Raw genomic sequence first — 23,793 nt, forward strand, 5'->3', positions numbered from 1 at the left:
TCCTTATTTCTCAGATACCACCAGTGTAATGTGGCTCGTGCGTTTATTGATCCGACTTGCGCGGCCCATGGCGCGCGGACGGAAACGTTTCATAGTAGGTCCTTGGTTAACGAAAACCTCGCTAACGAACAAACTGTTCACGTCCAAAGAATAGTTATGCTCAGCATTCGCAATTGCCGAATTAAGCAACTTTTCAACGACCGGAGAAGCGGATTTCGGAGTGTGGCGAAGAATAGCAATTGCTTCCCCCACTTGCTTACCGCGAATCAAGTCAACAACCAGTTTCGCTTTACGAGCGGAAATTCGCACCGATCTTGCATGTGCTTTTGCTTCCATTGTTTAACCTCCTTTCAAACAGAGACCTTATTATTATCTTCTTGTTTTCTTATCGTCACCCGCGTGGCCTTTGTAAGTACGTGTTGGCGCGAACTCGCCCAACTTGTGACCTACCATATCTTCTGTTACGTATACAGGCACGTGTTTACGGCCGTCATATACACCAAACGTATGTCCGATAAACTGAGGGAAAATGGTTGAGCGACGGGACCAAGTTTTAACTACAACCTTTTTCTCAGCCTCGTTCAGTTCCTCAACTTTTTTAAGCAGGTAGCCATCGATAAACGGCCCCTTCTTTAAACTGCGACCCATGTGTGAATCCTCCCTTCATCCGGTTCTTCAAACCGCGAATCGACGCTTCGCGCTTTATTAACTTGCCAGAAGCGTCTTATTTAGTGCGGCGGCGAACGATATATTTATCAGATGCCTTGTTTTTCTTACGCGTTTTGTAACCAAGGGTTGGTTTGCCCCATGGAGACATTGGCGATTTACGTCCGATTGGAGCGCGACCTTCACCACCACCGTGTGGGTGATCGTTAGGGTTCATTACTACCCCGCGAACTTCAGGACGACGGCCGAGCCAGCGACTACGTCCAGCTTTACCGATTTTGATCAATTCGTGATCTTCGTTACCTACGGAACCGATAGTAGCACGGCATACGCTAAGGATCTTACGAACCTCACCGGATGACAAACGAACGGAACAGTATTTTTCTTCTTTACCAAGCAATTGAGCTTCTGTACCAGCTGCACGAACCAATTGTCCGCCTTTACCTGGTTTCAACTCAATGTTGTGGATAACTGTACCTACTGGAATGTTCTCCAGTGGAAGACTGTTACCAATTTTGATGTCGGCCGCAGGACCGGACTCTACTTTATCCCCAACTCTTAGTCCTTTAGGAGCGATGATATAACGTTTCTCTCCATCAGCATAGTGGATCAAAGCAATATTAGATGTGCGGTTCGGGTCATACTCGATTGTAGCAACGCTACCTGGTATGCCGTCTTTAGTCCGCTTGAAGTCGATAATACGGTATTTACGTTTATGTCCGCCGCCATGGTGACGAACCGTAATTTTACCTTGGTTGTTGCGTCCCGCATGTTTGAACAGCGGAGAAAGCAACGATTTCTCTGGCTGGTTTGTTGTAATTTCTTCAAACGTAGACACGGACATAGCGCGTCTTGCCGGAGAGGTCGGTTTGTACTTTTTGATTGGCACTGTAGTTCCCTCCTTACTTCAACAGAGTATTATTCTACCGCTTCAAAAAATTCAAGCGGTTTGCTGTCCGGGCTAAGCTTAACGATGGCTTTTTTCCATTCTGGAGTGTAACCAGAATATTTACCATAACGTTTCAGTTTGCCAGGTACGCGCATTGTGTTCACATTAGTTACTTTTACTTTGAAAATAGCCTCGACAGCTTTTTTGATTTCGGTTTTGTTAGCACGGATATCCACTTCAAAAGCGTATTTCATTTCGCTCATGTAGTCGGAAGTACGTTCCGTAATCACCGGACGTTTGATAATATCACGAGGATCTTTCATTACGCGAACACCTCCTCTACCTTCAGAACTGCTTCTTTAGTGATGATCAGTTTGTCGTACGTCAGTACGTCAAGAACATTAATGCCGTCAGCCGCTACGAATTTCACCCCAGGGATGTTACGAGCGGAAAGTGCTACGTTATCATCATAGCTAGTAGCTACGATCAACGCTTTACGATCTACTTTCAGGTTGTTCAAGATTGCTGCGAATTCTTTCGTCTTCGGAGCATTCATTGTCAAGCTATCCAATACGATAATGTCATTCTCGAGTACTTTCGAGGACAAAGCGGATTTGATCGCCAAACGACGAACCTTCTTAGGCAGTTTCCAGGAATAGCTACGTGGTGTTGGTCCGAAGACAACGCCGCCGCCTTTCCATTGTGGAGAACGAATGGAGCCTTGACGAGCGCGACCTGTACCTTTTTGTTTCCAAGGTTTACGTCCACCGCCACGAACTTCAGAACGTCCTTTTACTTTGTGTGTACCACGACGTAGGGAAGCTCTTTGCATAAGCGCAGCTTCATGTAGAACGTGCTCATTCGGTTCAATACCGAATACTGAATCGCTCAGTTCCACTTCACCAACTTCGTTGCCACTAATATTAAAAAGTGTTACTTTTGGCATTTCATGTTCCTCCTTTCTTCAATAATTATTTCTTAACGGTTTGTTTAACTTTCACGAAGCTGTTTTTAGGACCTGGGATAGCGCCTTTAACCAGCAATACGTTACGTTCAACATCAACCTTGATAATTTCAAGCTTTTGAACCGTAATAGTCGTGTGACCCATATGTCCTGGAAGGCGTTTGCCCTTAGGAACACGGTTAGCTTGGATAGAACCCATGGAACCCGGTCTTCTGTGGTAACGCGATCCGTGTGCCATTGGTCCGCGGCTTTGTCCCCAACGTTTGATGTTACCTTGGAAACCTTTACCTTTAGATGTACCAGTTACGTCAACAAATTCGCCCTCAGCAAAGATATCAGCCTTCAGCTCTTGTCCAACCTCGAGAGACCCGAGATCAACACCGCGAATTTCACGAACGTAGCGCTTAGGTGTTGCATTTGCCTTTTTGGCGTGACCCTGTTCAGGCTTATTGGAGCGTTTTTCTTTTTTATCAGAAAAGCCCAATTGCACTGCTTCATATCCGTCGATATTCAGGTCTTTCTTTTGCAGTACTACACAAGGGCCTGCTTCGATAACAGTAACAGGAATTACGTTACCTTCTGGAGTAAACACTTGAGTCATACCGAGTTTTTTTCCTAAGATACCTTTCAATGTTGACACCTCTTTTCTTTTCCTAAATTACTTAAAATAGAATTACAATTTGATTTCGATATCTACACCGGACGGTAGATCCAAGCGCATCAAGGCATCCACAGTTTGTGGTGTTGGGTTCACAATATCGATCAAACGTTTGTGAGTCCGTTGTTCAAACTGTTCACGGGAATCCTTGTACTTGTGTACCGCACGGAGAATAGTAATGATTTGCTTCTCAGTTGGTAACGGAATCGGCCCGGACACACCTGCACCCGAACGTTTTGCTGTTTCAACAATCTTCTCAGCGGATTGATCAAGAATTCTGTGGTCGTATGCTTTCAAGCGAATACGAATTTTTTGCTTTGCCATTTTAGTCCCTCCTTCTATCGCCCAATTTGGTATCGGACATACTCCGTGAAAATTTTCTGACCTCGTCCCCATGGCAAAGGGGCCGGGTGTGTCAGTAACCTCTCACATCATCGCAACGTCTCAGAACAACATTTATTATTATATATAATAGGCAGCAGTATTGCAAGCGAAAATAGAAAAACAACGCATATTTTTTTCATGCGCTGTTCTTCTACTATATATATGTTAAAGATTCTCTGTGGCAGACTTAAAAAACTCTGCGGAGGAAGCAGTCTGAGCCGTTGCTGTTCCGATCCCCTCAATGGTTTGGATTAAGGTTCTTATTTCTTCTTCCACTATTACAATCTCCTGTGTACTGCTACGCATAGCGTCTACAATATCAGAGAACAAAAGACTAGTCTCGACCGATTGGTGCTTCCCATTCTTAGTTAACTCCTGCACCTTACGAATCTCTTCTACAACCTGCTGAGTGAGTAGACCTGATTTATTTGTTAGCTCTACGATCTGAATTACAGTACTCTTAGTATCCTCTGCAAGCCGGCTAACTTCTTGAGCAACCACACTAAAACCTCTACCATGCTCACCGGCTCTAGCGGCTTCAATCGTTGCATTAAGTGAGAGGATTTTAGTCTGATCGGCAATTTCCCTTACTGAGTTCACAATTTTTTGAATTTGCTTAGAGGAATCGCTTAACTCAATGATCGAGTCTTCCATCTCACTGGTGGTCTGATATATAAGATTAATTTGCTCAGTCAAATCACCCAAGTGTTCATGCCCATCTGTAGCTAATCCCTGTGACTCCAGGGCGGATGCAGCCGTACGTTGGAATGTTCTACTTACTTCATTGCTGCTTGCCACTAGCTGCTTTACAGCAGCATTAGTATCGATGCTATAATCTATCAATTCAACGCTAAACTCTGAAATTTTTTGTTTTAATTCATTTTTCACCAATAGATATTGCTCTTCCTTCTCTTTTATGTTCTCCTTCTCATATTCTTCTAGAACCAGCTGCTGCTCAAGGTTAAGGAGTTTGGTCACGGTCTGAACCACTCGAAGGCGTGTATTATCATCGTTTGTTTCATTATATATAACGCGTATAAATACGTTCTGAAGATTCTGAAAAGCAGATAAGTACCATTTGGGCTCAAGCCCAACTTTTTTATGAATATTAGCGATCATTAGACGCTTTGCTATGTACTCATCATCAACCTTTCCATTAAAAATCTCTAGAATATGCCCACGAAGAGTAGTTTTTAACCTGTCTATACTGCTATGCTCTAAAATAATAGCTTCAAGTTTATTTACGCCTAATACCGAATTGTAAAATTGATCAATGATATAGTCTATATTTTGCTCAACAACAGGTTTCACCCTGCGTAGTAAGTTCAAATCTGCTTCAGTTAGATCAATCATTCTCATCTGCTCGTTAAGCTCACCATGTCCATCCAGCTTATGAAAAGACTCTGCCACAGAATGATTCTGATCCTTGAAGTCTAAGGAATGAGAGGCAGGAGAATCCACATTATTATTACGTGCAGTTAACGCATGCATGAAGGAAAAAGGACATTTCCCCATATTACCACTCTCCCACAATTCCTATTATTTTACATTATTATTCCTCCTTCATTTTACTCTATCATTAGTATAATTGTAAACAATTGATTGTTGTAATTTGACGAATTATGTAGAAAAAGATCATATTGTTATGCTTTATTATCAATTGATGTCGAATAATACATTATTCTCAGAAAAAAAACAAAAAAGCCCCTGATTCTCCGCAAGAAGAATCAGGGGTGTTTGTAATTCGGAATCTACCCGCAGATAGAAGTCGAATTATTATTTTTGGATAGAAGCTACGCTACCAGCACCAACTGTACGGCCACCTTCGCGAATGGAGAATTTAGTACCTTCTTCAATAGCGATTGGGGAGATCAGTTGTACGGTTACGGAGATGTTATCACCAGGCATAACCATTTCAGTACCTTCTGGCAAGTTGATGATACCAGTTACGTCAGTTGTACGGAAGTAGAACTGTGGACGGTATCCAGTGAAGAAAGGCTTGTGACGGCCACCTTCTTCTTTTGTCAGAACGTAAATTTGAGCAGTGAACTCAGTGTGTGGTTTAACGGAGTTTGGCTTAGCCAATACTTGACCACGCTCGATCATGTTACGGTCAACACCACGAAGCAATGCTCCGATGTTGTCCCCAGCTTGAGCGGAATCCAGCAATTTACGGAACATTTCTACGCCCGTAACTACGGATTTCTTAGTATCTTCGTGAATACCAACGATTTCGATTTCTTCTCCGACTTTAACTGTTCCGCGTTCTACGCGACCAGTTGCCACAGTACCGCGGCCAGTGATGGAGAATACGTCTTCGACAGGCATCAAGAAAGGCTTGTCAGTTTGACGCTCAGGAAGTGGAATGTACTCATCGATTGTTTCAAACATTTCGATGATTTTTTTAGCGTAATCGCCATCTGGGTTTTGCAGAGCTTCACGAGCAGAACCACGGATGATTGGAGTATCGTCGCCTGGGAAGTCATACTCGCTAAGCAAGTCGCGAACTTCCATTTCAACCAATTCCAACAACTCTTCGTCTTCAACCATGTCGCATTTGTTCAAGAAGACAACGATGTAAGGAACGCCTACTTGACGGGACAACAGGATGTGCTCGCGAGTTTGTGGCATTGGGCCATCAGCTGCGGATACAACCAGGATAGCTCCGTCCATTTGCGCTGCGCCAGTGATCATGTTTTTAACATAGTCGGCGTGACCAGGGCAGTCTACGTGAGCGTAGTGACGGTTAGGAGTTTCATATTCAACGTGGGAAGTGGAGATTGTGATACCACGTTCGCGCTCTTCAGGAGCTTTGTCGATTTGATCGAATGCGATAGCTGCGCCACCGTAAGTTTTGGACAATACAGTAGTGATTGCAGCAGTCAGAGTCGTTTTACCATGGTCGACGTGACCAATAGTACCGATGTTAACGTGCGGTTTGTTACGTTCAAACTTTGCCTTTGCCATTTGAACAGTTCCTCCTTAATGTGGGGTTCCTTATATTTGAGCCGCCCGCATACCTGTAATCTTAGATGACTGAGTGTTTATACCCGGGACGGCAAGTTAAAACTGGTAATTATTCAGCGCCTTTGTTCTTTGCAGCGATCTCTTCCGCAATGGATTTAGGAACTTCTTCATAGTGAGAAAGCTCCATTGAGAATACGCCACGTCCTTGTGTACCAGAACGAAGTGTTGTAGAGTATCCGAACATTTCGGAAAGAGGCACCTTAGCACGGATAATTTGCGCTCCACCACGGGAATCCATACCTTCGATACGGCCACGGCGGGAGTTCAGCATACCCATTACATCACCCATATATTCCTCAGGAACAGTTACTTCTACTTTCATGATTGGCTCAAGCAGGACAGGCTTACACTTGTCTTTAGCTGCTTTGAGTGCCATCGAACCGGCAATTTTAAATGCCATTTCGTTGGAATCGACATCATGATAAGAACCATCTACGATGGTAGCTTTAACGTCTACTAGCGGGAAGCCAGCAAGTACGCCGTTTTTCATTTGTTCTTCAATACCCGCAAGTGCAGGAGCGATGTACTCTCTAGGAACCGAGCCACCAACAACTTTACTTTCGAATTTGCTACCAGTACCTGGTTCGAGGGGTTCAAATTCAACCCATACGTGACCGTATTGACCACGACCACCAGATTGGCGTACAAATTTACCTTCGACGCGAGCAGGTGCCTTGAACGTTTCGCGGTAAGCTACCTGTGGTTTACCCACATTGGTTTCTACTTTGAACTCACGACGCATACGGTCGATGATGATGTCCAAGTGAAGTTCACCCATACCAGCCAGGATTGTTTGGCCTGTTTCTTCATCAGTGTGAGCACGAAGAGTTGGATCCTCTTCAGTCAACTTTCCGAGAGCAACGCCCATTTTATCTTGGTCAGCTTTAGTTTTTGGTTCAACAGCGATCTCGATAACTGGATCAGGGAAGTTCATTGATTCCAGAATTACTGGATTCTTCTCATCACACAGTGTATCACCTGTACTGGTATCTTTCAAACCAACAGCAGCTGCGATGTCGCCAGAATACACGATGGAAATTTCTTGACGGCTGTTCGCATGCATTTGAAGGATACGACCAATACGTTCACGCTTGTTCTTAGTAGCATTAACTACGTATGATCCGGACTCAAGTACGCCTGAGTAAACACGGAAGAACGTAAGTTTACCAACATAAGGGTCTGTCATGATTTTAAATGCCAAAGCTGCAAACGGCTCTTCATCCGAAGAGTGACGAACAGCTTCTGTACCGTCATCAAGATGTCCAGTAATAGCTGGAACGTCAAGAGGAGATGGCAAGTAATCAACAACAGCATCCAGCATAAGTTGAATCCCTTTGTTTCGGTAGGAAGATCCAGCAATTACAGGGAACAATTTAACTTCAACTACGCCTTTGCGAATTGCAGCTTTAATTTCCGGAATTGTAATTTCTTCGCCTTCCAAATACTTCATAGTCAGATCCTCATCAAGTTCAGCAACTTTCTCGATCAACTCGAGACGCAGCTCCTCAACTTTGGCCAAATATTCTTCCGGAATATCCGTTACTTCGATGTTTTGGCCCAGATCATCTCTGAACATGTGTGCTTTTTGCTCAACTAGGTCGATAATACCAGTGAAATCACTTTCTGCACCAATTGGCAATTGAATAGCAACTGCATTGGCTTGAAGGCGATCACGCATAGTTTCGATTACGTTAAGGAAATCCGCACCGATAATGTCCATTTTGTTTACATATGCAATCCGGGGAACGTTATAACGGTCAGCCTGTCTCCATACGGTTTCAGACTGAGGCTCAACGCCCTCTTTTGCACTAAATACACCAACTGCCCCATCCAATACACGCAGGGAACGTTCAACTTCAACAGTGAAGTCAACGTGTCCTGGGGTATCAATGATATTGATGCGGTGACCTTTCCACGCAGCAGTCGTAGCAGCGGACGTAATCGTGATTCCGCGCTCTTGTTCTTGCTCCATCCAGTCCATTGTAGCAGCACCCTCGTGAACTTCACCGATTTTGTGCGTACGGCCTGTATAGAAAAGAATCCGCTCTGTGGTAGTTGTTTTACCAGCATCAATATGCGCCATGATCCCGATGTTACGTGTATTTTTTAAGGAGAACTCTCTAGCCATGAAATGGATCTCCCTTCAAAATATAAGTTATTTGAATGACCTTTATCCTACCAACGGTAGTGAGCGAACGCTTTGTTTGCTTCAGCCATTTTGTGTGTATCTTCACGTTTCTTAACAGAAGCGCCTGTGTTGTTGGAAGCGTCGATGATCTCAGCCGCCAAACGCTCTTCCATAGTCTTCTCACCGCGGTTGCGAGAGTAGTTTACGAGCCAACGTAATCCCAGAGCAGTACGTCTCTCTGGTTTAACCTCGATAGGTACTTGATAGTTAGCACCACCGACACGACGAGCTTTGACTTCCAAAACCGGCATGATATTCTTGATGGCAGCTTCGAAAACTTCCATCGGATCTTTACCCGTACGTTCTTCAATCAATTTGAATGAATTGTACAGAATGCTTTGAGCGACACCTCTTTTACCACCCAGCATAATGCGGTTAATCAAACGAGTAACCAACTTGCTATTATACAACGGATCTGGCAATACGTCTCTCTTTGTAACTGGACCTTTGCGTGGCATGGATATCCCCCTTTCTTAAATGTTTATTATTCAGATATTGTTATCTTACTTCTTAGCTTTAGGACGTTTTGCACCGTATTTAGAACGAGCTTGCATCCGGTTAGCTACACCTGCTGTATCCAAAGCACCACGAACGATATGGTAACGAACCCCTGCAAGGTCCTTTACTTTACCTCCGCGAAGTAATACAACACTGTGCTCTTGTAAGTTATGTCCGATACCCGGGATATAAGCTGTTACCTCGAGACGGTTCGTCAAACGAACACGGGCATATTTACGAAGCGCTGAGTTTGGTTTACGTGGAGTCATTGTGCCTACACGAGTGCACACACCGCGTTTTTGCGGAGCGCTCAAATTTGTAGCCTCACGCTTGAGGGCGTTATACCCTTTTTGAAGAGCGGGAGATTTAGATTTTTCGATTTTGGCTTGACGGCCTTTACGAACCAATTGGTTAATTGTTGGCATGTTGTTGCCACCCCCTTCCTGAAATGATAGTCGATTTAAGAACTCTAAGCCCACAGACCCAGGCGGTTCATAAAAAGACAAATGAAAAGTTCTTGCCGCTGGTGTTCACCCCAGTACAAAAACATTTCTGTAGCTATTGTTTTAAGACGGCTGCCATCGCAGCGCCAACTTCTATTCCGCAGGCCTTGCCCAAATTCAGCATCGTATCCACATATGTGATCTTAACACCTTGTTTGTTACAAAGCAAAACTATCCTGGAAGTAAGCCTTTGATCTCCGTCCTCTGCCACATAGACTTCTGCGGCTAGGCCCAACTCTACCGCCTTGACGGTTTGTTTGGTACCGATCTTGACCTGAGCATCCTGTAGTCCTCTATCATCAGTCATTCTCTTTACCTCCAATGAACAAGGATAACATGGCTACTCACGCACCTTAGACATTTTAGCATTATCAATAGATGGTGTCAAGAAATTCAGCAACAATTTTTATAGAAATTATACACAGCAGAACACTCATGCCACACCTATGAGTAGGTATGACATGAGCACACTACCATGATTGCTAATTTATTCAGCAGGAACCGTCTCTAAAGATTCAAGTTCGCTTTCTGCATTTGGATCACTTAGCTTAACGTTACGGTAACGGTTCATCCCAGTACCTGCAGGAATCAACTTACCGATAATAACATTTTCTTTAAGTCCAAGCAACTTATCTACTTTACCTTTGATAGCAGCGTCTGTTAGGACACGAGTAGTTTCTTGGAATGATGCAGCTGACAAGAAGGAATCCGTTTCAAGAGACGCCTTAGTAATACCGAGCAAGACTGGTTTAGCAACAGCAGGCTCTTTACCAGACAAGATAGCTTCCTTGTTAGCACCTTCGTACTCATGAATATCCGCAAATGCACCTGGCAACAGACTTGTGTCACCTGCGTCAATGATACGGATCTTCCGAAGCATTTGCTTGATCATAACTTCAATGTGCTTATCATTGATCTCAACGCCTTGGTTACGGTATACACGCTGTACTTCTTGTAGAATGTAGTTTTGTACCCCACGGATCCCTTTGATACGCAGCATTTCTTTAGGGTCAATCGAACCGTCTGTCAGCTCATCGCCGGCTTCGATTTCTTGGCCTTCGCTAACACGTAGACGTGAACCATAAGTAATGGAATAAGTCTTGGATTCTGCTTCACCTTGAACCTCGATTTCGCGACGGTCTTTGGTTTCACGGATTTCCTTGATTACGCCATCGATCTCACTGATTGTAGCTTGACCTTTAGGGTTACGAGCTTCAAACAACTCCTGAATACGCGGCAAACCTTGAGTGATGTCATCACCGGCAACACCGCCGGTATGGAACGTACGCATTGTAAGCTGGGTTCCTGGTTCACCGATAGATTGTGCGGCAATAATACCAACTGCTTCACCAATCTCAACGTGTTTACCAGTTGCCAAGTTACGTCCGTAACATTTCTTACAAACACCATGACGGGCACGGCAGCTCAGTACAGAACGAATTTGCAGCTTAGTTACACCTGCGTTTACAATTGCCTCCGCTTTATCGGAGTCAATCAAATCATTGCGGTGAACAATGATTTCGCCTGTTTCTGGGTGACGAACAGTTTCGAAGCAGTAACGACCTTCAATACGGTCATACAGATCTTCGATAACTTCTTTACCATCCTGAATACGACTAACTGTGAAGCCTTTATCGGTTCCACAATCTTCTTCACGGACAATAACGTCCTGGGCAACGTCAACAAGACGACGAGTCAGATACCCTGAGTCAGCGGTACGAAGTGCGGTATCGGCAAGACCTTTACGCGCTCCGTGAGTGGAGATAAAGTACTCCAAGACGGTAAGACCTTCACGGAAGTTCGCCTTGATTGGCAATTCAAAAATCCGACCTGAAGGTGTTGCCATCAGACCACGCATACCACCCAGCTGAGTGATCTGCGATTTGTTACCACGCGCTTTAGAGTCAACCATGAGCATGATAGAGTTGAAACGGTCCATCGACTTAAGCAGGATGTTCGTAAGATCATCCTTAGTCTTCGACCAGATCTCAATAACACGGTCATACCGTTCGTCATTGGTGATCAAACCACGGCGATATTGGTTAGCAACCACATCAACCTTAGCTTCAGATTCTTTCAGGATGGTTACTTTTTCCTCAGGAACAATAACGTCCGACACGGCAACTGTAACACCAGAACGTGTGGAGTAAGTGAATCCGAGTTGTTTGATTTTATCCAAAATCATAGAAGTTTTGGTTGTGTGATAAGTTTCAAAACAACGAGCAATAATCAGACCCAGATATTCTTTACCTACAGCACTGGCTTCTGGAGCGGATTCAATCAGCTCGCGAATGTTCGCGCCTTTTTCGTAGATAAAGTATTTCTCAGGTGTGCCGTGCAGCAAGTTAGTTTTGGTTGCTTCGTTGATATAAGGGAAACTACTTGGGTAGATTTCATTAAAAATGATCTTACCGACCGTAGTAATCAACATTGCATTTTGTTGTTCTTCCGTAAAGCATGTTTTGCCAAGTGCTTTAGCCGGAATAGCAACACGAGCATGAAGCCCTGCAGTTCCGCGTTGGTAAGCTGATACAGCTTCGTTAACGGTACGCAGAATCATACCACTACCCTTTTCTTCCTTGTTATCCATGGTCAAGTAGAAAGTACCAAGGACCATATCCTGGGAAGGTGTTACAACTGGCTTACCGTCTTTAGGGTTCAAGATATTACCAGATGCAAGCATGAGAATGCGTGCTTCCGCTTGAGCTTCTGCAGACAGAGGAACGTGCACAGCCATTTGGTCACCGTCAAAGTCGGCATTGTACGCCGTACATACGAGTGGGTGAAGACGAATAGCGTGACCTTCCACCAAGATCGGTTCAAATGCTTGAATACCGAGACGGTGAAGTGTTGGTGCGCGGTTTAGAAGTACTGGGTGTTCTCTAATTACTTCTTCGAGTACATCCCAAACTTCAGGACTTACGCGTTCAACTTTACGTTTCGCGCTCTTTATGTTGTGGGCAAGGCCCTTATTAACCAATTCTTTCATAACAAAAGGCTTGAACAATTCTAACGCCATTTTCTTAGGAAGTCCGCACTGATACATCTTGAGGTACGGTCCTACTACGATAACGGAACGTCCAGAGTAGTCAACCCGTTTACCGAGCAAGTTCTGGCGGAAACGTCCTTGTTTACCTTTCAGCATATGGCTGAGCGATTTAAGCGGACGGTTACCAGGACCGGTTACCGGACGTCCCCGACGGCCGTTATCGATGAGAGCATCGACAGCTTCCTGGAGCATCCGTTTTTCGTTCTGCACGATAATGTCAGGAGCACCGAGATCAAGCAGTCTTTTCAGACGGTTGTTCCGGTTAATAACACGGCGATAGAGATCATTCAAGTCGGACGTAGCAAAACGGCCACCATCCAATTGAACCATCGGACGAAGCTCCGGAGGAATAACCGGAAGAACATCCATGATCATCCAATCAGGCTTGTTGCCGGAGTTACGGAATGCTTCAATGACTTCCAGACGTTTGATCGCCCGGTTACGGCGTTGGCCTTGGGCCGTACGCAGTTCTTCTTTGAGGAATTCCAGCTCTTTATCAATGTCGATATCTTGAAGAAGCTTTTTAACAGCTTCAGCACCCATGCCGGCTTGGAAACCGTAACCGTATTTTTCACGGTAGCTACGATATTCTTTCTCGGACAGAAGTTGTTTCTTTTCCAGTGGAGTTTCACCTGGATCCGTTACAACATAAGATGCGAAATAGATAATTTCTTCAAGTGATCTTGGAGACATATCTAGTGCAAGCCCCATGCGGCTTGGGATACCTTTGAAATACCAGATATGAGATACCGGAGCAGCCAATTCAATGTGACCCATACGTTCACGACGAACTTTAGCACGGGTAACCTCAACGCCACAACGGTCGCAGACTACGCCCTTATAACGGACACGTTTGTATTTACCGCAATGACATTCCCAGTCTTTTTGTGGTCCAAAGATACGCTCACAGAAAAGACCCTCTTTTTCCGGTTTCAACGTACGATAGTTAATGGTTTCCGGTTTCTTAACTTCTCCGCGGGACCATGAACGAATCTTCTCCGGAGAAGCGAGTCCGATTTTCATAAATTCAAAATTGTTAACGTCCAACAAGGAGCAACCCTCCTTAACCTAATCCTGATTTAGTACCGCTTTGCCCTCTTCTGACTGTTACATCAAAAGAGGGCGTGCGGTCCTTTATAAAATGGAACTTTTAAGCTCCAGCTTGATTATTCTACTCCGACTTCTGAACCTTCTAAATTGAGGCTTAGTTTGTCGCCTGACGTCTCGTCCTCATCGTCCAATTCTCTCATTTCAATTTCCTGCTCGTCACCGCTAAGAATCTTAACATCCATACCCAGGGACTGCAGTTCTTTGATCAATACCTTGAACGACTCAGGAACACCTGGTTCCGGTACATTTTCACCTTTGACAATAGATTCGTACGTCTTCACGCGACCAACCACGTCATCGGATTTCACGGTCAAAATTTCTTGCAATGTATATGCAGCACCGTAAGCTTCAAGCGCCCACACTTCCATCTCCCCGAAACGCTGTCCACCAAATTGAGCTTTACCACCCAATGGTTGCTGCGTAACTAGTGAGTAAGGTCCTGTTGAACGGGCGTGAATCTTATCATCAACCATGTGCGCCAGTTTGATCATGTGCATGACACCAACAGTAACTTCACGTTCGAAGCGTTCACCTGTACGGCCATCATACAGTACAGTTTTACCATTACGCTGCATACCTGCTTCTTCCATCGTATCAAACACGTCGTACTCACGCGCTCCGTCAAATACCGGCGTTGCAATGTGAATTCCCAGACGCAATGCAGCCATACCAATATGGACCTCGAGCACCTGTCCGATGTTCATACGAGAAGGAACGCCGAGAGGGTTAAGAACAACCTGTACTGGCGTACCGTCCGGAAGGAACGGCATATCTTCTTCTGGCAGGATACGGGCAACGACACCCTTGTTACCGTGACGTCCGGCCATCTTGTCACCCTCAGAGATCTTACGTTTCTGAGCGATGTAGACACGAACCAATTGATTCACACCAGGAGGCAGCTCATCGCCGTTCTCACGTGTAAAGACTTTAACGTCCACGATAATACCATCACTACCATGAGGAACGCGTAAAGAGGTATCCCGTACTTCACGAGCTTTCTCCCCAAAGATAGCGTGCAGGAGACGTTCTTCTGCTGTCAGTTCAGTTACACCCTTAGGAGTAACCTTACCCACCAGAATGTCACCAGCGCTGATTTCCGCACCGATGCGGATGATTCCGCGCTCATCAAGATTGCGCAGAGCTTCTTCGCCGACGTTCGGAATATCGCGCGTAATTTCTTCAGGTCCCAATTTAGTGTCGCGAGCTTCAGATTCGTATTCTTCGATATGAATCGAAGTATATACATCTTCCTTAACCAGCTTTTCACTCAACAGGATCGCATCCTCGTAGTTGTAACCTTCCCAAGTCATGAACGCAACGACTACGTTACGGCCAAGAGCAAGTTCGCCCATTTCTGTGGAAGGACCGTCTGCCAGGATATCACCCTTCTTAACAATGTCCCCTCTTTTAGCTAGAGGACGTTGGTTAATACAGGTACCTTGGTTAGAACGCATAAATTTGTGTAATTTATATTTAACGATATCGCCTTTAACTTCCTTGCCTTCGACAGTCTCAACGCGACGCAGCCAAATTTCATTAGCTGAAGAACGTTCGATAATACCGTCATACTTGGAAACGATACATACGCCAGAATCCTTAGCGGATTTATGTTCCATTCCTGTTCCCACCAGCGGAGCTTTTGGAATTAGAAGCGGAACAGCTTGACGTTGCATGTTAGATCCCATCAGTGCGCGGTTGGAGTCATCGTTCTCAAGGAACGGAATGAGCGCCGTAGCGACAGATACAACCTGTTTAGGCGAAACGTCCATGTAATCGACACGATTACTTGGCATCGTTGTAATGTTGTCTGAGTCTTTGTTGTAACGAACGATTACCATGTCTTCTTTAAAGGTGCCATCTTCTTCGATCAACACGTTAGCCTGAGCAACTACATAATTATCTTCCTCATCAGCAGTCAGATAGTCAATTTGCTCAGTCACCTTACCAGTCTTCGGATCCACCCAACGATACGGAGCTTCAATAAAGCCGTATTCATTGATGCGGGCAAAGGTAGACAAGGAGTTGATCAACCCGATGTTTGGACCTTCCGGCGTTTCAATTGGACACATCCGACCGTAGTGACTGTGATGGACGTCACGAACTTCAAAGCCCGCGCGTTCACGTGTCAAACCACCAGGTCCGAGGGCGGACAGACGACGTTTATGGGTAAGTTCCGCAAGCGGGTTCGTCTGATCCATAAATTGAGACAGCTGGGAGCTACCGAAGAACTCTTTAATAGACGCGATGACCGGACGAATATTGATCAGAGCCTGAGGCGTAATCGCATTAGCATCCTGAATCGACATTCTTTCACGTACAACACGTTCCATCCGGGACAAACCGATACGGAACTGATTCTGCAAGAGTTCACCTACAGAACGCAGACGACGGTTACCCAAGTGGTCAATATCATCGGTATTGCCAATTCCGTGAAGCAAATTAATAAAGTAGCTGATTGAGGATATAATATCAGCTTGAGTAATATGCTTAACAGATTTGTCGATATTGCCGTTAGCGATCAGCTTAATAACCCGGCCTTCTTCAATTGGCGAGAATACGTCAATTGTTTGAAGAGGAATATCTTCGCTGTCCATAACTCCACCAGTAACACGGTAGTTTTTAAAGGCAACATTCTTTTCGAAATATGGAATCAATTCATCAAGCAGTCTACGATCGACCATTTGGCCGGATTCTGCCAGGATTTCTCCAGTAGAGTCGTCAACCAAAGGCTGAGCAAGACGTTGATTGAAAAGACGGTTCTTAATGTGTAGCTTTTTATTGATTTTGTAACGGCCTACATTAGCTAGGTCGTAGCGTTTTGGATCAAAGAAACGCGCAACCAGCAAACTTTTGGCATTGTCTAGTGTCGGCGGTTCGCCCGGACGCAAACGCTCATAAATTTCAATAAGCGCCTTCTCCGTGGAGTCCGTGTTGTCTTTATCCAGCGTATTGCGAATATATTCATCATTGCCAAGCAATTCCAGAATTTCGGCATCACTACCGAAACCGAGAGCACGCAAAAGTACGGTAACAGGAATTTTACGAGTCCGATCGATACGAACATACATAATGTCCTTAGCATCGGTTTCAAGTTCCAACCAGGCTCCGCGGTTCGGGATTACTGTGGCGGTGTAGGTTTTTTTGCCGTTCTTATCCACTTTTGTGCTGAAATAGACGCTTGGAGAGCGAACCAACTGGCTGACAATAACCCGTTCCGCACCATTAATAATAAAAGTGCCGGTCTCCGTCATCAGCGGGAAATCTCCCATGAACACTTCCTGCTCTTTAACCTCACCGGTCTCTTTATTAATGAGCCGCACCTTTACACGCAGAGGAGCCGCATACGTTACGTCCCGCTCTTTAGCGTCGTCAACCGTATATTTCGGTTCACCCAGGCTGTAATCAATGAACTCTAGTACCAAATTACCTGTGAAATCCTGGATCGGCGAGATGTCCTGAAACATTTCCCGCAATCCTTCCTCCAAAAACCAATCATAAGATTTTTGTTGGATCTCGATCAGGTTCGGGACCTCGAGTACCTCGTTAATTCTCGCATAGCTCCGCCGAGTGCGTCGACCATACTGAACAAGATGTCCTGCCAACTTTACTCACCCCTCATGTCTACTCACTTAAAAATTGATTGCGAACCCTTGTTTGGAACCGTATAATGGAACCATACTACAAGGATTCAGTCATAAATAAAAGAAAAGCCCTTATCGAAATCTTCGAAAAAAGAGCGCATTTATCCATGACCAAAATACTCCTTATCAAGTAGATTTGCCCAAAACGTACATATTATACGTCACCAAGCAATAGTTTATGCGCTATTATCTATTACCACGCAGCATTCGCTGCGTTAGAGCATAGACAACCAACTCGCAAAAACTTGCCGTGCGGCATGCGCTAGCCGGGCGACAATATATTGCTTGACATTTCAGCAAACTAAAGACATGGAGCCTATCTTAATACTGACATTTTATAATAATACCATTATCACTATCACATGTCAATAACCTATTGTATTTTATTTTTGCGCTTTAATAATACGATAGCCTTTGTCTTTCCCCACTTCTTCCACCATTGAGAACAAGCTTTCTAGTTTTGCCACTGCGGATGGAGCGCCCTGCTTCTTCTGAATCACAATCCACAGATAGCCACCCTCATTTAAATGTTCATACGCATCTTCAAAAATCTTATGCACTACAGCTTTTCCTGCACGAATCGGAGGATTAGTTAGAATCACATCGAACTTCTGCTGCTCATTCAATGCGCCGAGTACATCGCTTTCCATTATCGTAACATTCCGGATTCCATTGTGCTGAGCATTCTCACGCGCCAGTTCTACCGCACGACTGTTAATATCAATCATGGTTACATGTCCTTTGGGAGCTAGGTATGCTGCACTTAATCCAATCGGCCCATAACCACAACCTACATCAAGCACCGCTGAACCGTCCGGAATTATCATAGCTTCAATAAGAACTCGGCTACCGTAATCGATGTCCCCTTTAGAGAATACACCGGCATCGCTCGTAAAACGAAAGCTTTTGCCTCTTAGTACGGTATCAATGCTACGTCTGTCATGACGTACTTCCGGCTGCTGCGAATAATAATGTTGCGACATCTCTTTCCTCCCTTTCCTATTATGTTAGCAGTTGGTATATACGCCCTACTAACTCTATTTATAAAACAAACCCCTTGAACAAGTTCAAGGGGTTTTCAGTAATAGAAGGAATTACTTCACTTCTACAGCTGCGCCTGCTTCTTCCAATTTTGCTTTAGTAGCTTCGGCTTCGTCTTTGCTTACTTTTTCTTTGATTGCTTTTGGTGCGTTGTCTACAAGATCTTTAGCTTCTTTCAAGCCAAGACCAGTGATTTCGCGAACGATTTTGATAACGTTGATTTTGGAAGCGCCAGCGCCTGTCAAAATTACGTCAAATTCGGATTGCTCTTCAGCTACTGCTGCTACTGCACCGCCAGCTGCTACTGGAGCTGCTGCAGTTACGCCGAATTCTTCTTCAATTGCTTTAACCAGGTCGTTCAGTTCCAATACGCTCATGCCTTTAATTGCTTCCAAGATTGCTTCTTTACTCATGATTGAACCTCCATTTTATATTTAAATTTATTTGTGGTATTGATTATGCTGCAAGAGTCAAAGGCTTACGCGCTTTGTTCTTCTTTTTCAGCAACAGCTTTAACTGCAAGCGCGAAGTTGCGCATTGGAGCTTGAAGTACGCTAAGCAGCATGGACAGCAAACCATCGCGGGATGGAAGCTCAGCCAGTGCTTTCAGTTGTTCCGCGTCAATGACACGACCTTCAACTACGCCGCCTTTCAATTTCAAAGCGTCGTTTTTCTTGGCGAAATCGTTCAAAATTTTAGCTGGTGCTACTGCATCAGTTGTGCTGAATGCGATAGCTGTTGGACCAGTCAAAACTTCATCCAATTCACTCAACTCAGCCGCAGCAGTTGCGCGACGCAGCAATGTGTTCTTCAGGACTTGAAACTCAACGCCAGCTTCACGAAGTTGCTTACGCAGTTCAGTCACTTGGGAAACGTTCAATCCACGGTAGTCAGCTACAACAGTCGAAAGACTGTTTTGCAGTTTTGCAGTAACGACGTCAACCGCGTCTTGTTTTGCTTGAATTACTTTTGCATTTGCCAATGTATACACCTCCTGAAAATTTATGTGTCGGCGTTCTTTCCAAGGAAAGCTTCACCGCTCCTACGCAGGCAGTAGAAAAGCCTCCGCAGAATCACGAAGGCTTGATAAAACGAAAGTTATACGAGCGAGCTCGTTACTTCTTGTTTCTATCACAACACCTCGGTAGGAAATTAAGCACTAAGGCACCTACTGTCTACGGTAAGCATATTCAAGGTTAAGATTGATACCTTAAGTTTCACAACTGTTATAGATTATCAAAATTGACTCAAAGAGTCAACCCTTAATTATCTGAAGACGGTTGTGTTCACACGAGCGCTAGGTCCCATTGTGGAAGAAATCGAGATGCCTTTAAGGTATACACCTTTAGCAGCAGCTGGTTTCGCACGGTTCAAAGCGTCGATAAGAGCTTTAAGGTTATCGTTCAATTGTGCAGCATCAAAGGACACTTTGCCGATTGGCGCGTGAATTTGACCTGCTTTGTCGAGACGGTATTCGATTTTACCGGCTTTGATTTCTTGCACAGCCTTGGAAACATCGAATGTAACTGTGCCAGCTTTAGGGTTAGGCATAAGACCTTTACCACCAAGCAGACGACCCAGTTTACCGACTTCACTCATCATATCAGGTGTAGCTACGCAGACATCAAATTCAAACCAGCCTTGTTGAATTTTGTTGATCATGTCTTGATCACCAACAAAATCAGCGCCAGCAGCTTCAGCCTCTTTCGCTTTTTCACCTTTTGCAAATACAAGCACGCGTTGTGTTTTACCAGTGCCGTGAGGCAGGACAACAACACCACGAACTGCTTGGTCTTGTTTACGCGGGTCTACACCCAGACGAACTGCTGCTTCAACGGTTTCGTCGAACTTAGCAGTCGCTGCCTTTTTCACAAGCTCTACAGCTTCTGAAGGCTCGTAAGTTGCTTCGCTGTTGATCAGCTTAGCAGCTTCTTGGTATTTCTTACCATGTTTAGCCATGAAAATGTTCCTCCTTTGTGGTGTTAGCGGAAATTCCTCCCACATACTTGCGGGTCACGAATGACCGATTCTTCGAAAACTACTAGTCTTCGATTGTGATACCCATACTGCGGGCAGTACCTTCAACCATACGCATTGCAGCTTCAACAGTTGCAGCGTTAAGGTCAGGCATTTTTGTTTCAGCAATTTCACGTACCGCAGCGCGGCCGATTTTTGCTACTTTTTTCTTGTTTGGTTCGCCGGATCCTTTTTCTACTTTAGCAGCGATGCGAAGCAGAACAGCAGCCGGAGGAGTTTTAGTGATGAAAGTAAAGGAACGGTCTTCAAATACTGTAATTTCAACCGGAATGATCAAGCCAGCCTGGTCGGCAGTACGAGCATTAAATTCCTTACAGAATGCCATGATGTTGACACCTGCTTGACCTAACGCCGGACCTACTGGAGGCGCTGGATTCGCTTTCCCTGCAGGAATCTGCAGTTTCACCATTTTAATAACTTTTTTAGCCATGAGTGACACCTCCTTGCAAAAATAGTGGTCTTCGAACGCCAATAGCGCTCTCCCACAAGAAACCCTAGCTTATGTTATATTTTCTCCACTTGAGTGAAATCCAACTCTAGCGGGGTTTCCCGTCCAAACATGTTAACATGCACTTTGATCTTGCTCTTGTCAGCCAAAATCTCTTCCACGGAGCCCACAAAATTCGCAAACGGACCAACCATAATACGTACGGATTCCTTGATTTCGAAATCAATCTTCGCTTTAGGTTCAACCATGCCCATATGCTTCAGAATTTGTTCTACCTCTTCCGGAAGCAAAGCTGTTGGTTTAGACCCTGAGCCTGTCGAACCAACAAATCCAGTAACGCCCGGAGTATTGCGGACAACATACCAGGAATCATCAGTCTGAACCATTTCCACCAAAACATATCCGGGGTAAACTTTACGCATAACGGTTTTTTTCTTACCGTCTTTGTTTACGATTTCTTCTTCCATAGGAACAAGAACGCGGAATATTTTGTCTTCCATGCCCATGGACTCAACACGCTTTTCCAAATTGGCTTTGACCTTATTCTCATACCCAGAATAGGTATGAACGACATACCATCTTTTTTCCATATCAAGCCACCTGGGACCTCTCTAAATAATCGCTTCAATCACAGCGGAAATACCGATGTCCAGAACCCAGAAGTAAATAGCGACAACTACAATCGTACCGAGAACGATCAATGTATAGTTGGTCAATTCTTTACGACTTGGCCAGCGAACCTTTTTGAGTTCACTCCAGCTCTCAGTGAAAAAGGAAAACATAGACTTGAAACTACGTTTCATGCCGACTACACCTCCACAGACTATCTGGTTTCGCGATGAGGAGTTTGCGAGTTACAATACTTGCAAAATTTCTTCATCTCCATGCGGTCGGGGTGATTTCGCTTGTTTTTGGTAGTCGCATAGTTTCTTTGTTTGCAACTTGTACAAGCCAAAGTGATAATTACCCGCATGATGTGCACCTCCCGAGACGTCCTTCTAATTCACATTAGAAGACGCAAATATTGATCCTAAAAAAAAGCCGCGAATTTAGGCCTACCTAAAACACTTTAGCATAATGTCAAGGTCTGTGTCAACGAAAGAATTCCGTTCTGCACTGGGTAATTCCGGGTTTAGTAGTCATATGGCCGTACCCTGTCTTTGGGTCTATCTCTTCCTCACACTTCGCTGTCTTCCTTACCATTATGGGGTATTCCGTCTGTGTATAAACCTACCTTCAACGGCAACGACTAAAATCGGCTCAAATAGTAATTTATGGTGCAAGCACCTAATTCTATCCGAGTGATTTCAAAAAGACTAAAAAAAAGAACTCGATGTCCGAGCCCTCTCTTGTTCATTATATCATCAATTGTCACGTACTTCTAGATATCTTTCTAATTTCCTTTTTACTCGTTGTAGAGCGTTATCAATAGACTTTACATGCCGCTTAAGATCTTCAGCAATCTCTTGATAGGATCTTCCGTCTAAATACAACATCAGAACCTTGCGCTCCAAGTCACTTAGAATCTCCGCCATCTTATCTTCAAGACCAATGAATTCTTCTTGATTAATAATTAGCTCTTCTGGATCTAGAACCTGTGTTCCACAAATGACATCCATAAGTGTTCTATCAGAATCTTCGTCATAAATGGGCTTGTCCAAGGAAACATAAGAGTTCAGCGGAATATGTTTCTGACGAGTGGCCGTCTTAATAGCCGTTATAATCTGTCGTGTAATGCAGAGCTCAGCAAAAGCCTTGAATGAAGAGAGCTTGTCACCTTTAAAGTCACGAATAGCCTTGTATAGACCAATCATTCCTTCTTGTACAATATCTTCACGGTCTGCCCCGATCAAGAAATAAGAGCGGGCTTTAGCACGTACAAAGTTACGGTATTTATTAATCAAGTGTTCTAATGCGCCACTGTCGCCACCACGGAAAGCCTCGACAATATCTTCATCACTTATGAAATCATACTCAGACAGCATTATTTCCTTGAGGTCGACACTCACCAAGAATCCCCCCGGCTGCAACGCAAGACACATCGTTACTTCGCGAAATATAGGATCAGTATATATTATGTTACCTTCCACCGTCAACCGGAGTTTGTCCAAAATCAATCTAGAATAGCATAAATTGGAATAAAATATTTCCTGATTCTTCCTCGATCTCACTGTCTGCGCCATTTTTCCAACTTACTGCGCACATCGGGAGGCAGTTTGTCTTCCAAAGAATGACGAGTAGAACTGACACCGCCAGGTTCAATAGCTTTTTTTACTTGTTTCTGATTCTCTTCAATTTCCAGATGCAATTCCCTTGCCGAAATTCGCAATGCACCTTGTGCAAAAATAATATGCTGCTCTATAAAATCACTCGTAGCCACATAGATCTGCCGGCGCCGATTGCTATATTCCCCAACCAGTCGCTCAATGCATTCATCTGCGGTTTCTTTTTCCTTGGTGAAGTACACCTGGACCTTACCCTGAACAAAAGACCTTCCCAACCCCGGAACACGGTATGCATCAAAAACAGCAATAACTCTTCGTCCAGAGAAAGCCTGGTAATCTGCCAGCAAATCCATCAAGCGGTCGCGTGCTTCCTGCATACCAATCTGGGACAGTGCCACAAGTTCCGGCCAGCCACCGATCATGTTATATCCATCCACAAGCAGCACATCGCGCCAGTCGGCCATA

25 protein-coding genes and 1 other annotated feature are annotated in these 23,793 nt (G+C 44.6%); all 25 genes read right to left on the bottom strand.

Annotated features, from left to right (window positions below):
• Window positions 1-3 precede the first annotated feature (3 nt).
• The gene (gene rplV, locus NST58_RS29780) at window positions 4-336 is read right to left on the bottom strand and encodes a 50S ribosomal protein L22 (RefSeq protein ID WP_036680546.1); all 333 of its coding nucleotides are present in this window, start codon (window positions 334-336) and stop codon (window positions 4-6) included.
• Between the two features lie 33 nt (window positions 337-369).
• Window positions 370-648 (bottom strand): 30S ribosomal protein S19, encoded by a 279-nt coding sequence (gene rpsS / locus NST58_RS29785; RefSeq protein WP_036652940.1) that lies wholly within the window; start codon window positions 646-648, stop codon window positions 370-372.
• A 76-nt stretch (window positions 649-724) separates the two neighbouring features.
• On the bottom strand, window positions 725-1,555 hold the full coding sequence (rplB, locus tag NST58_RS29790) for a 50S ribosomal protein L2 (protein WP_036680541.1): 831 nt from the start codon (window positions 1,553-1,555) through the stop codon (window positions 725-727).
• Window positions 1,556-1,584: 29 nt separating this feature from the next.
• Window positions 1,585-1,878, bottom strand: a complete 294-nt coding sequence (rplW, locus tag NST58_RS29795; RefSeq protein WP_036680537.1) for a 50S ribosomal protein L23 — start codon at window positions 1,876-1,878, stop codon at window positions 1,585-1,587.
• Window positions 1,878-2,501, bottom strand: a complete 624-nt coding sequence (gene rplD, locus NST58_RS29800) for a 50S ribosomal protein L4 (protein WP_312149940.1) — start codon at window positions 2,499-2,501, stop codon at window positions 1,878-1,880. Before rplD ends, rplW begins: the two co-directional genes overlap by 1 nt.
• Before the next feature lie 25 nt (window positions 2,502-2,526).
• Window positions 2,527-3,150 (bottom strand): 50S ribosomal protein L3, encoded by a 624-nt coding sequence (gene rplC, locus NST58_RS29805; RefSeq protein WP_036680532.1) that lies wholly within the window; start codon window positions 3,148-3,150, stop codon window positions 2,527-2,529.
• Window positions 3,151-3,192: 42 nt separating this feature from the next.
• Window positions 3,193-3,501, bottom strand: a complete 309-nt coding sequence (gene rpsJ, locus NST58_RS29810; protein ID WP_017692074.1) for a 30S ribosomal protein S10 — start codon at window positions 3,499-3,501, stop codon at window positions 3,193-3,195.
• 225 nt (window positions 3,502-3,726) lie between these two features.
• On the bottom strand, window positions 3,727-5,076 hold the full coding sequence (locus tag NST58_RS29815; RefSeq protein ID WP_076130018.1) for a globin-coupled sensor protein: 1,350 nt from the start codon (window positions 5,074-5,076) through the stop codon (window positions 3,727-3,729).
• A gap of 261 nt (window positions 5,077-5,337) precedes the next feature.
• A complete protein-coding gene (gene tuf / locus NST58_RS29820) occupies window positions 5,338-6,528 on the bottom strand; it encodes an elongation factor Tu (RefSeq protein WP_036680523.1) in 1,191 nt (396 codons plus the stop codon).
• A 109-nt stretch (window positions 6,529-6,637) separates the two neighbouring features.
• Window positions 6,638-8,716: an elongation factor G gene (gene fusA, locus NST58_RS29825; protein ID WP_036680521.1), complete on the bottom strand. Its 2,079-nt coding sequence runs from the start codon at window positions 8,714-8,716 to the stop codon at window positions 6,638-6,640.
• Window positions 8,717-8,763: 47 nt separating this feature from the next.
• Window positions 8,764-9,234 carry a 30S ribosomal protein S7 gene (rpsG, locus tag NST58_RS29830; RefSeq protein ID WP_036680520.1) on the bottom strand — a complete coding sequence of 157 codons (471 nt, stop codon included), beginning with the start codon at window positions 9,232-9,234 and terminating at the stop codon, window positions 8,764-8,766.
• 45 nt (window positions 9,235-9,279) lie between these two features.
• Window positions 9,280-9,699, bottom strand: coding sequence for a 30S ribosomal protein S12 (gene rpsL, locus NST58_RS29835; RefSeq protein ID WP_036680518.1), 420 nt, complete (start codon window positions 9,697-9,699; stop codon window positions 9,280-9,282).
• 133 nt (window positions 9,700-9,832) lie between these two features.
• Complete coding sequence (locus NST58_RS29840; protein ID WP_038573459.1) at window positions 9,833-10,084, bottom strand: ribosomal L7Ae/L30e/S12e/Gadd45 family protein; 252 nt, start codon at window positions 10,082-10,084, stop codon at window positions 9,833-9,835.
• A gap of 180 nt (window positions 10,085-10,264) precedes the next feature.
• Window positions 10,265-13,876, bottom strand: a complete 3,612-nt coding sequence (gene rpoC / locus NST58_RS29845) for a DNA-directed RNA polymerase subunit beta' (RefSeq protein WP_076130019.1) — start codon at window positions 13,874-13,876, stop codon at window positions 10,265-10,267.
• A gap of 116 nt (window positions 13,877-13,992) precedes the next feature.
• On the bottom strand, window positions 13,993-17,538 hold the full coding sequence (rpoB, locus tag NST58_RS29850) for a DNA-directed RNA polymerase subunit beta (protein WP_038573461.1): 3,546 nt from the start codon (window positions 17,536-17,538) through the stop codon (window positions 13,993-13,995).
• Window positions 17,539-17,960: 422 nt separating this feature from the next.
• Window positions 17,961-18,560, bottom strand: a complete 600-nt coding sequence (locus NST58_RS29855; RefSeq protein ID WP_076186625.1) for a class I SAM-dependent methyltransferase — start codon at window positions 18,558-18,560, stop codon at window positions 17,961-17,963.
• Between the two features lie 111 nt (window positions 18,561-18,671).
• Window positions 18,672-19,031 (bottom strand): 50S ribosomal protein L7/L12, encoded by a 360-nt coding sequence (gene rplL, locus NST58_RS29860; RefSeq protein WP_036680508.1) that lies wholly within the window; start codon window positions 19,029-19,031, stop codon window positions 18,672-18,674.
• A 65-nt stretch (window positions 19,032-19,096) separates the two neighbouring features.
• Window positions 19,097-19,600, bottom strand: coding sequence for a 50S ribosomal protein L10 (gene rplJ, locus NST58_RS29865; protein WP_076099619.1), 504 nt, complete (start codon window positions 19,598-19,600; stop codon window positions 19,097-19,099).
• Between the two features lie 64 nt (window positions 19,601-19,664).
• Window positions 19,665-19,817: a sequence feature (ribosomal protein L10 leader region), on the bottom strand.
• A 67-nt stretch (window positions 19,818-19,884) separates the two neighbouring features.
• Window positions 19,885-20,577 carry a 50S ribosomal protein L1 gene (gene rplA, locus NST58_RS29870; RefSeq protein ID WP_036680504.1) on the bottom strand — a complete coding sequence of 231 codons (693 nt, stop codon included), beginning with the start codon at window positions 20,575-20,577 and terminating at the stop codon, window positions 19,885-19,887.
• Window positions 20,578-20,659: 82 nt separating this feature from the next.
• A complete protein-coding gene (rplK, locus tag NST58_RS29875; RefSeq protein WP_036680502.1) occupies window positions 20,660-21,085 on the bottom strand; it encodes a 50S ribosomal protein L11 in 426 nt (141 codons plus the stop codon).
• A gap of 74 nt (window positions 21,086-21,159) precedes the next feature.
• A complete protein-coding gene (nusG, locus tag NST58_RS29880; RefSeq protein ID WP_036680499.1) occupies window positions 21,160-21,693 on the bottom strand; it encodes a transcription termination/antitermination protein NusG in 534 nt (177 codons plus the stop codon).
• 21 nt (window positions 21,694-21,714) lie between these two features.
• Window positions 21,715-21,906: a preprotein translocase subunit SecE gene (secE, locus tag NST58_RS29885; RefSeq protein ID WP_036680497.1), complete on the bottom strand. Its 192-nt coding sequence runs from the start codon at window positions 21,904-21,906 to the stop codon at window positions 21,715-21,717.
• 20 nt (window positions 21,907-21,926) lie between these two features.
• Window positions 21,927-22,076, bottom strand: a complete 150-nt coding sequence (rpmG, locus tag NST58_RS29890) for a 50S ribosomal protein L33 (protein WP_076099620.1) — start codon at window positions 22,074-22,076, stop codon at window positions 21,927-21,929.
• A gap of 391 nt (window positions 22,077-22,467) precedes the next feature.
• A complete protein-coding gene (gene sigH, locus NST58_RS29895; protein ID WP_036680496.1) occupies window positions 22,468-23,112 on the bottom strand; it encodes an RNA polymerase sporulation sigma factor SigH in 645 nt (214 codons plus the stop codon).
• Between the two features lie 158 nt (window positions 23,113-23,270).
• Window positions 23,271-23,792 (bottom strand): NYN domain-containing protein, encoded by a 522-nt coding sequence (locus tag NST58_RS29900; protein ID WP_036680494.1) that lies wholly within the window; start codon window positions 23,790-23,792, stop codon window positions 23,271-23,273.
• Window position 23,793: the final 1 nt, after the last annotated feature.

This window comes from Paenibacillus sp. FSL R10-2796 (assembly GCF_037965315.1).
GTDB lineage: Bacteria > Bacillota > Bacilli > Paenibacillales > Paenibacillaceae > Paenibacillus_AQ > Paenibacillus_AQ odorifer.

What these genes read in the sequence shown, in the direction of transcription:
- rplV (WP_036680546.1), bottom strand. Translation starts at nt 336, where the DNA reads ATGGAAGCAAAAGCACATGCAAGATCGGTGCGAATTTCCGCTCGTAAA.
- rpsS (WP_036652940.1), bottom strand. Translation starts at nt 648, where the DNA reads ATGGGTCGCAGTTTAAAGAAGGGGCCGTTTATCGATGGCTACCTGCTT.
- rplW (WP_036680537.1), bottom strand. Translation starts at nt 1,878, where the DNA reads ATGAAAGATCCTCGTGATATTATCAAACGTCCGGTGATTACGGAACGT.
- rplD (WP_312149940.1), bottom strand. Translation starts at nt 2,501, where the DNA reads ATGCCAAAAGTAACACTTTTTAATATTAGTGGCAACGAAGTTGGTGAA.
- rpsJ (WP_017692074.1), bottom strand. Translation starts at nt 3,501, where the DNA reads ATGGCAAAGCAAAAAATTCGTATTCGCTTGAAAGCATACGACCACAGA.
- NST58_RS29815 (WP_076130018.1), bottom strand. Translation starts at nt 5,076, where the DNA reads ATGGGGAAATGTCCTTTTTCCTTCATGCATGCGTTAACTGCACGTAAT.
- tuf (WP_036680523.1), bottom strand. Translation starts at nt 6,528, where the DNA reads ATGGCAAAGGCAAAGTTTGAACGTAACAAACCGCACGTTAACATCGGT.
- fusA (WP_036680521.1), bottom strand. Translation starts at nt 8,716, where the DNA reads ATGGCTAGAGAGTTCTCCTTAAAAAATACACGTAACATCGGGATCATG.
- rpsG (WP_036680520.1), bottom strand. Translation starts at nt 9,234, where the DNA reads ATGCCACGCAAAGGTCCAGTTACAAAGAGAGACGTATTGCCAGATCCG.
- rpsL (WP_036680518.1), bottom strand. Translation starts at nt 9,699, where the DNA reads ATGCCAACAATTAACCAATTGGTTCGTAAAGGCCGTCAAGCCAAAATC.
- NST58_RS29840 (WP_038573459.1), bottom strand. Translation starts at nt 10,084, where the DNA reads ATGACTGATGATAGAGGACTACAGGATGCTCAGGTCAAGATCGGTACC.
- NST58_RS29855 (WP_076186625.1), bottom strand. Translation starts at nt 18,560, where the DNA reads ATGTCGCAACATTATTATTCGCAGCAGCCGGAAGTACGTCATGACAGA.
- rplL (WP_036680508.1), bottom strand. Translation starts at nt 19,031, where the DNA reads ATGAGTAAAGAAGCAATCTTGGAAGCAATTAAAGGCATGAGCGTATTG.
- rplA (WP_036680504.1), bottom strand. Translation starts at nt 20,577, where the DNA reads ATGGCTAAACATGGTAAGAAATACCAAGAAGCTGCTAAGCTGATCAAC.
- rplK (WP_036680502.1), bottom strand. Translation starts at nt 21,085, where the DNA reads ATGGCTAAAAAAGTTATTAAAATGGTGAAACTGCAGATTCCTGCAGGG.
- nusG (WP_036680499.1), bottom strand. Translation starts at nt 21,693, where the DNA reads ATGGAAAAAAGATGGTATGTCGTTCATACCTATTCTGGGTATGAGAAT.
- secE (WP_036680497.1), bottom strand. Translation starts at nt 21,906, where the DNA reads ATGAAACGTAGTTTCAAGTCTATGTTTTCCTTTTTCACTGAGAGCTGG.
- rpmG (WP_076099620.1), bottom strand. Translation starts at nt 22,076, where the DNA reads ATGCGGGTAATTATCACTTTGGCTTGTACAAGTTGCAAACAAAGAAAC.
- NST58_RS29900 (WP_036680494.1), bottom strand. Translation starts at nt 23,792, where the DNA reads ATGGCCGACTGGCGCGATGTGCTGCTTGTGGATGGATATAACATGATC.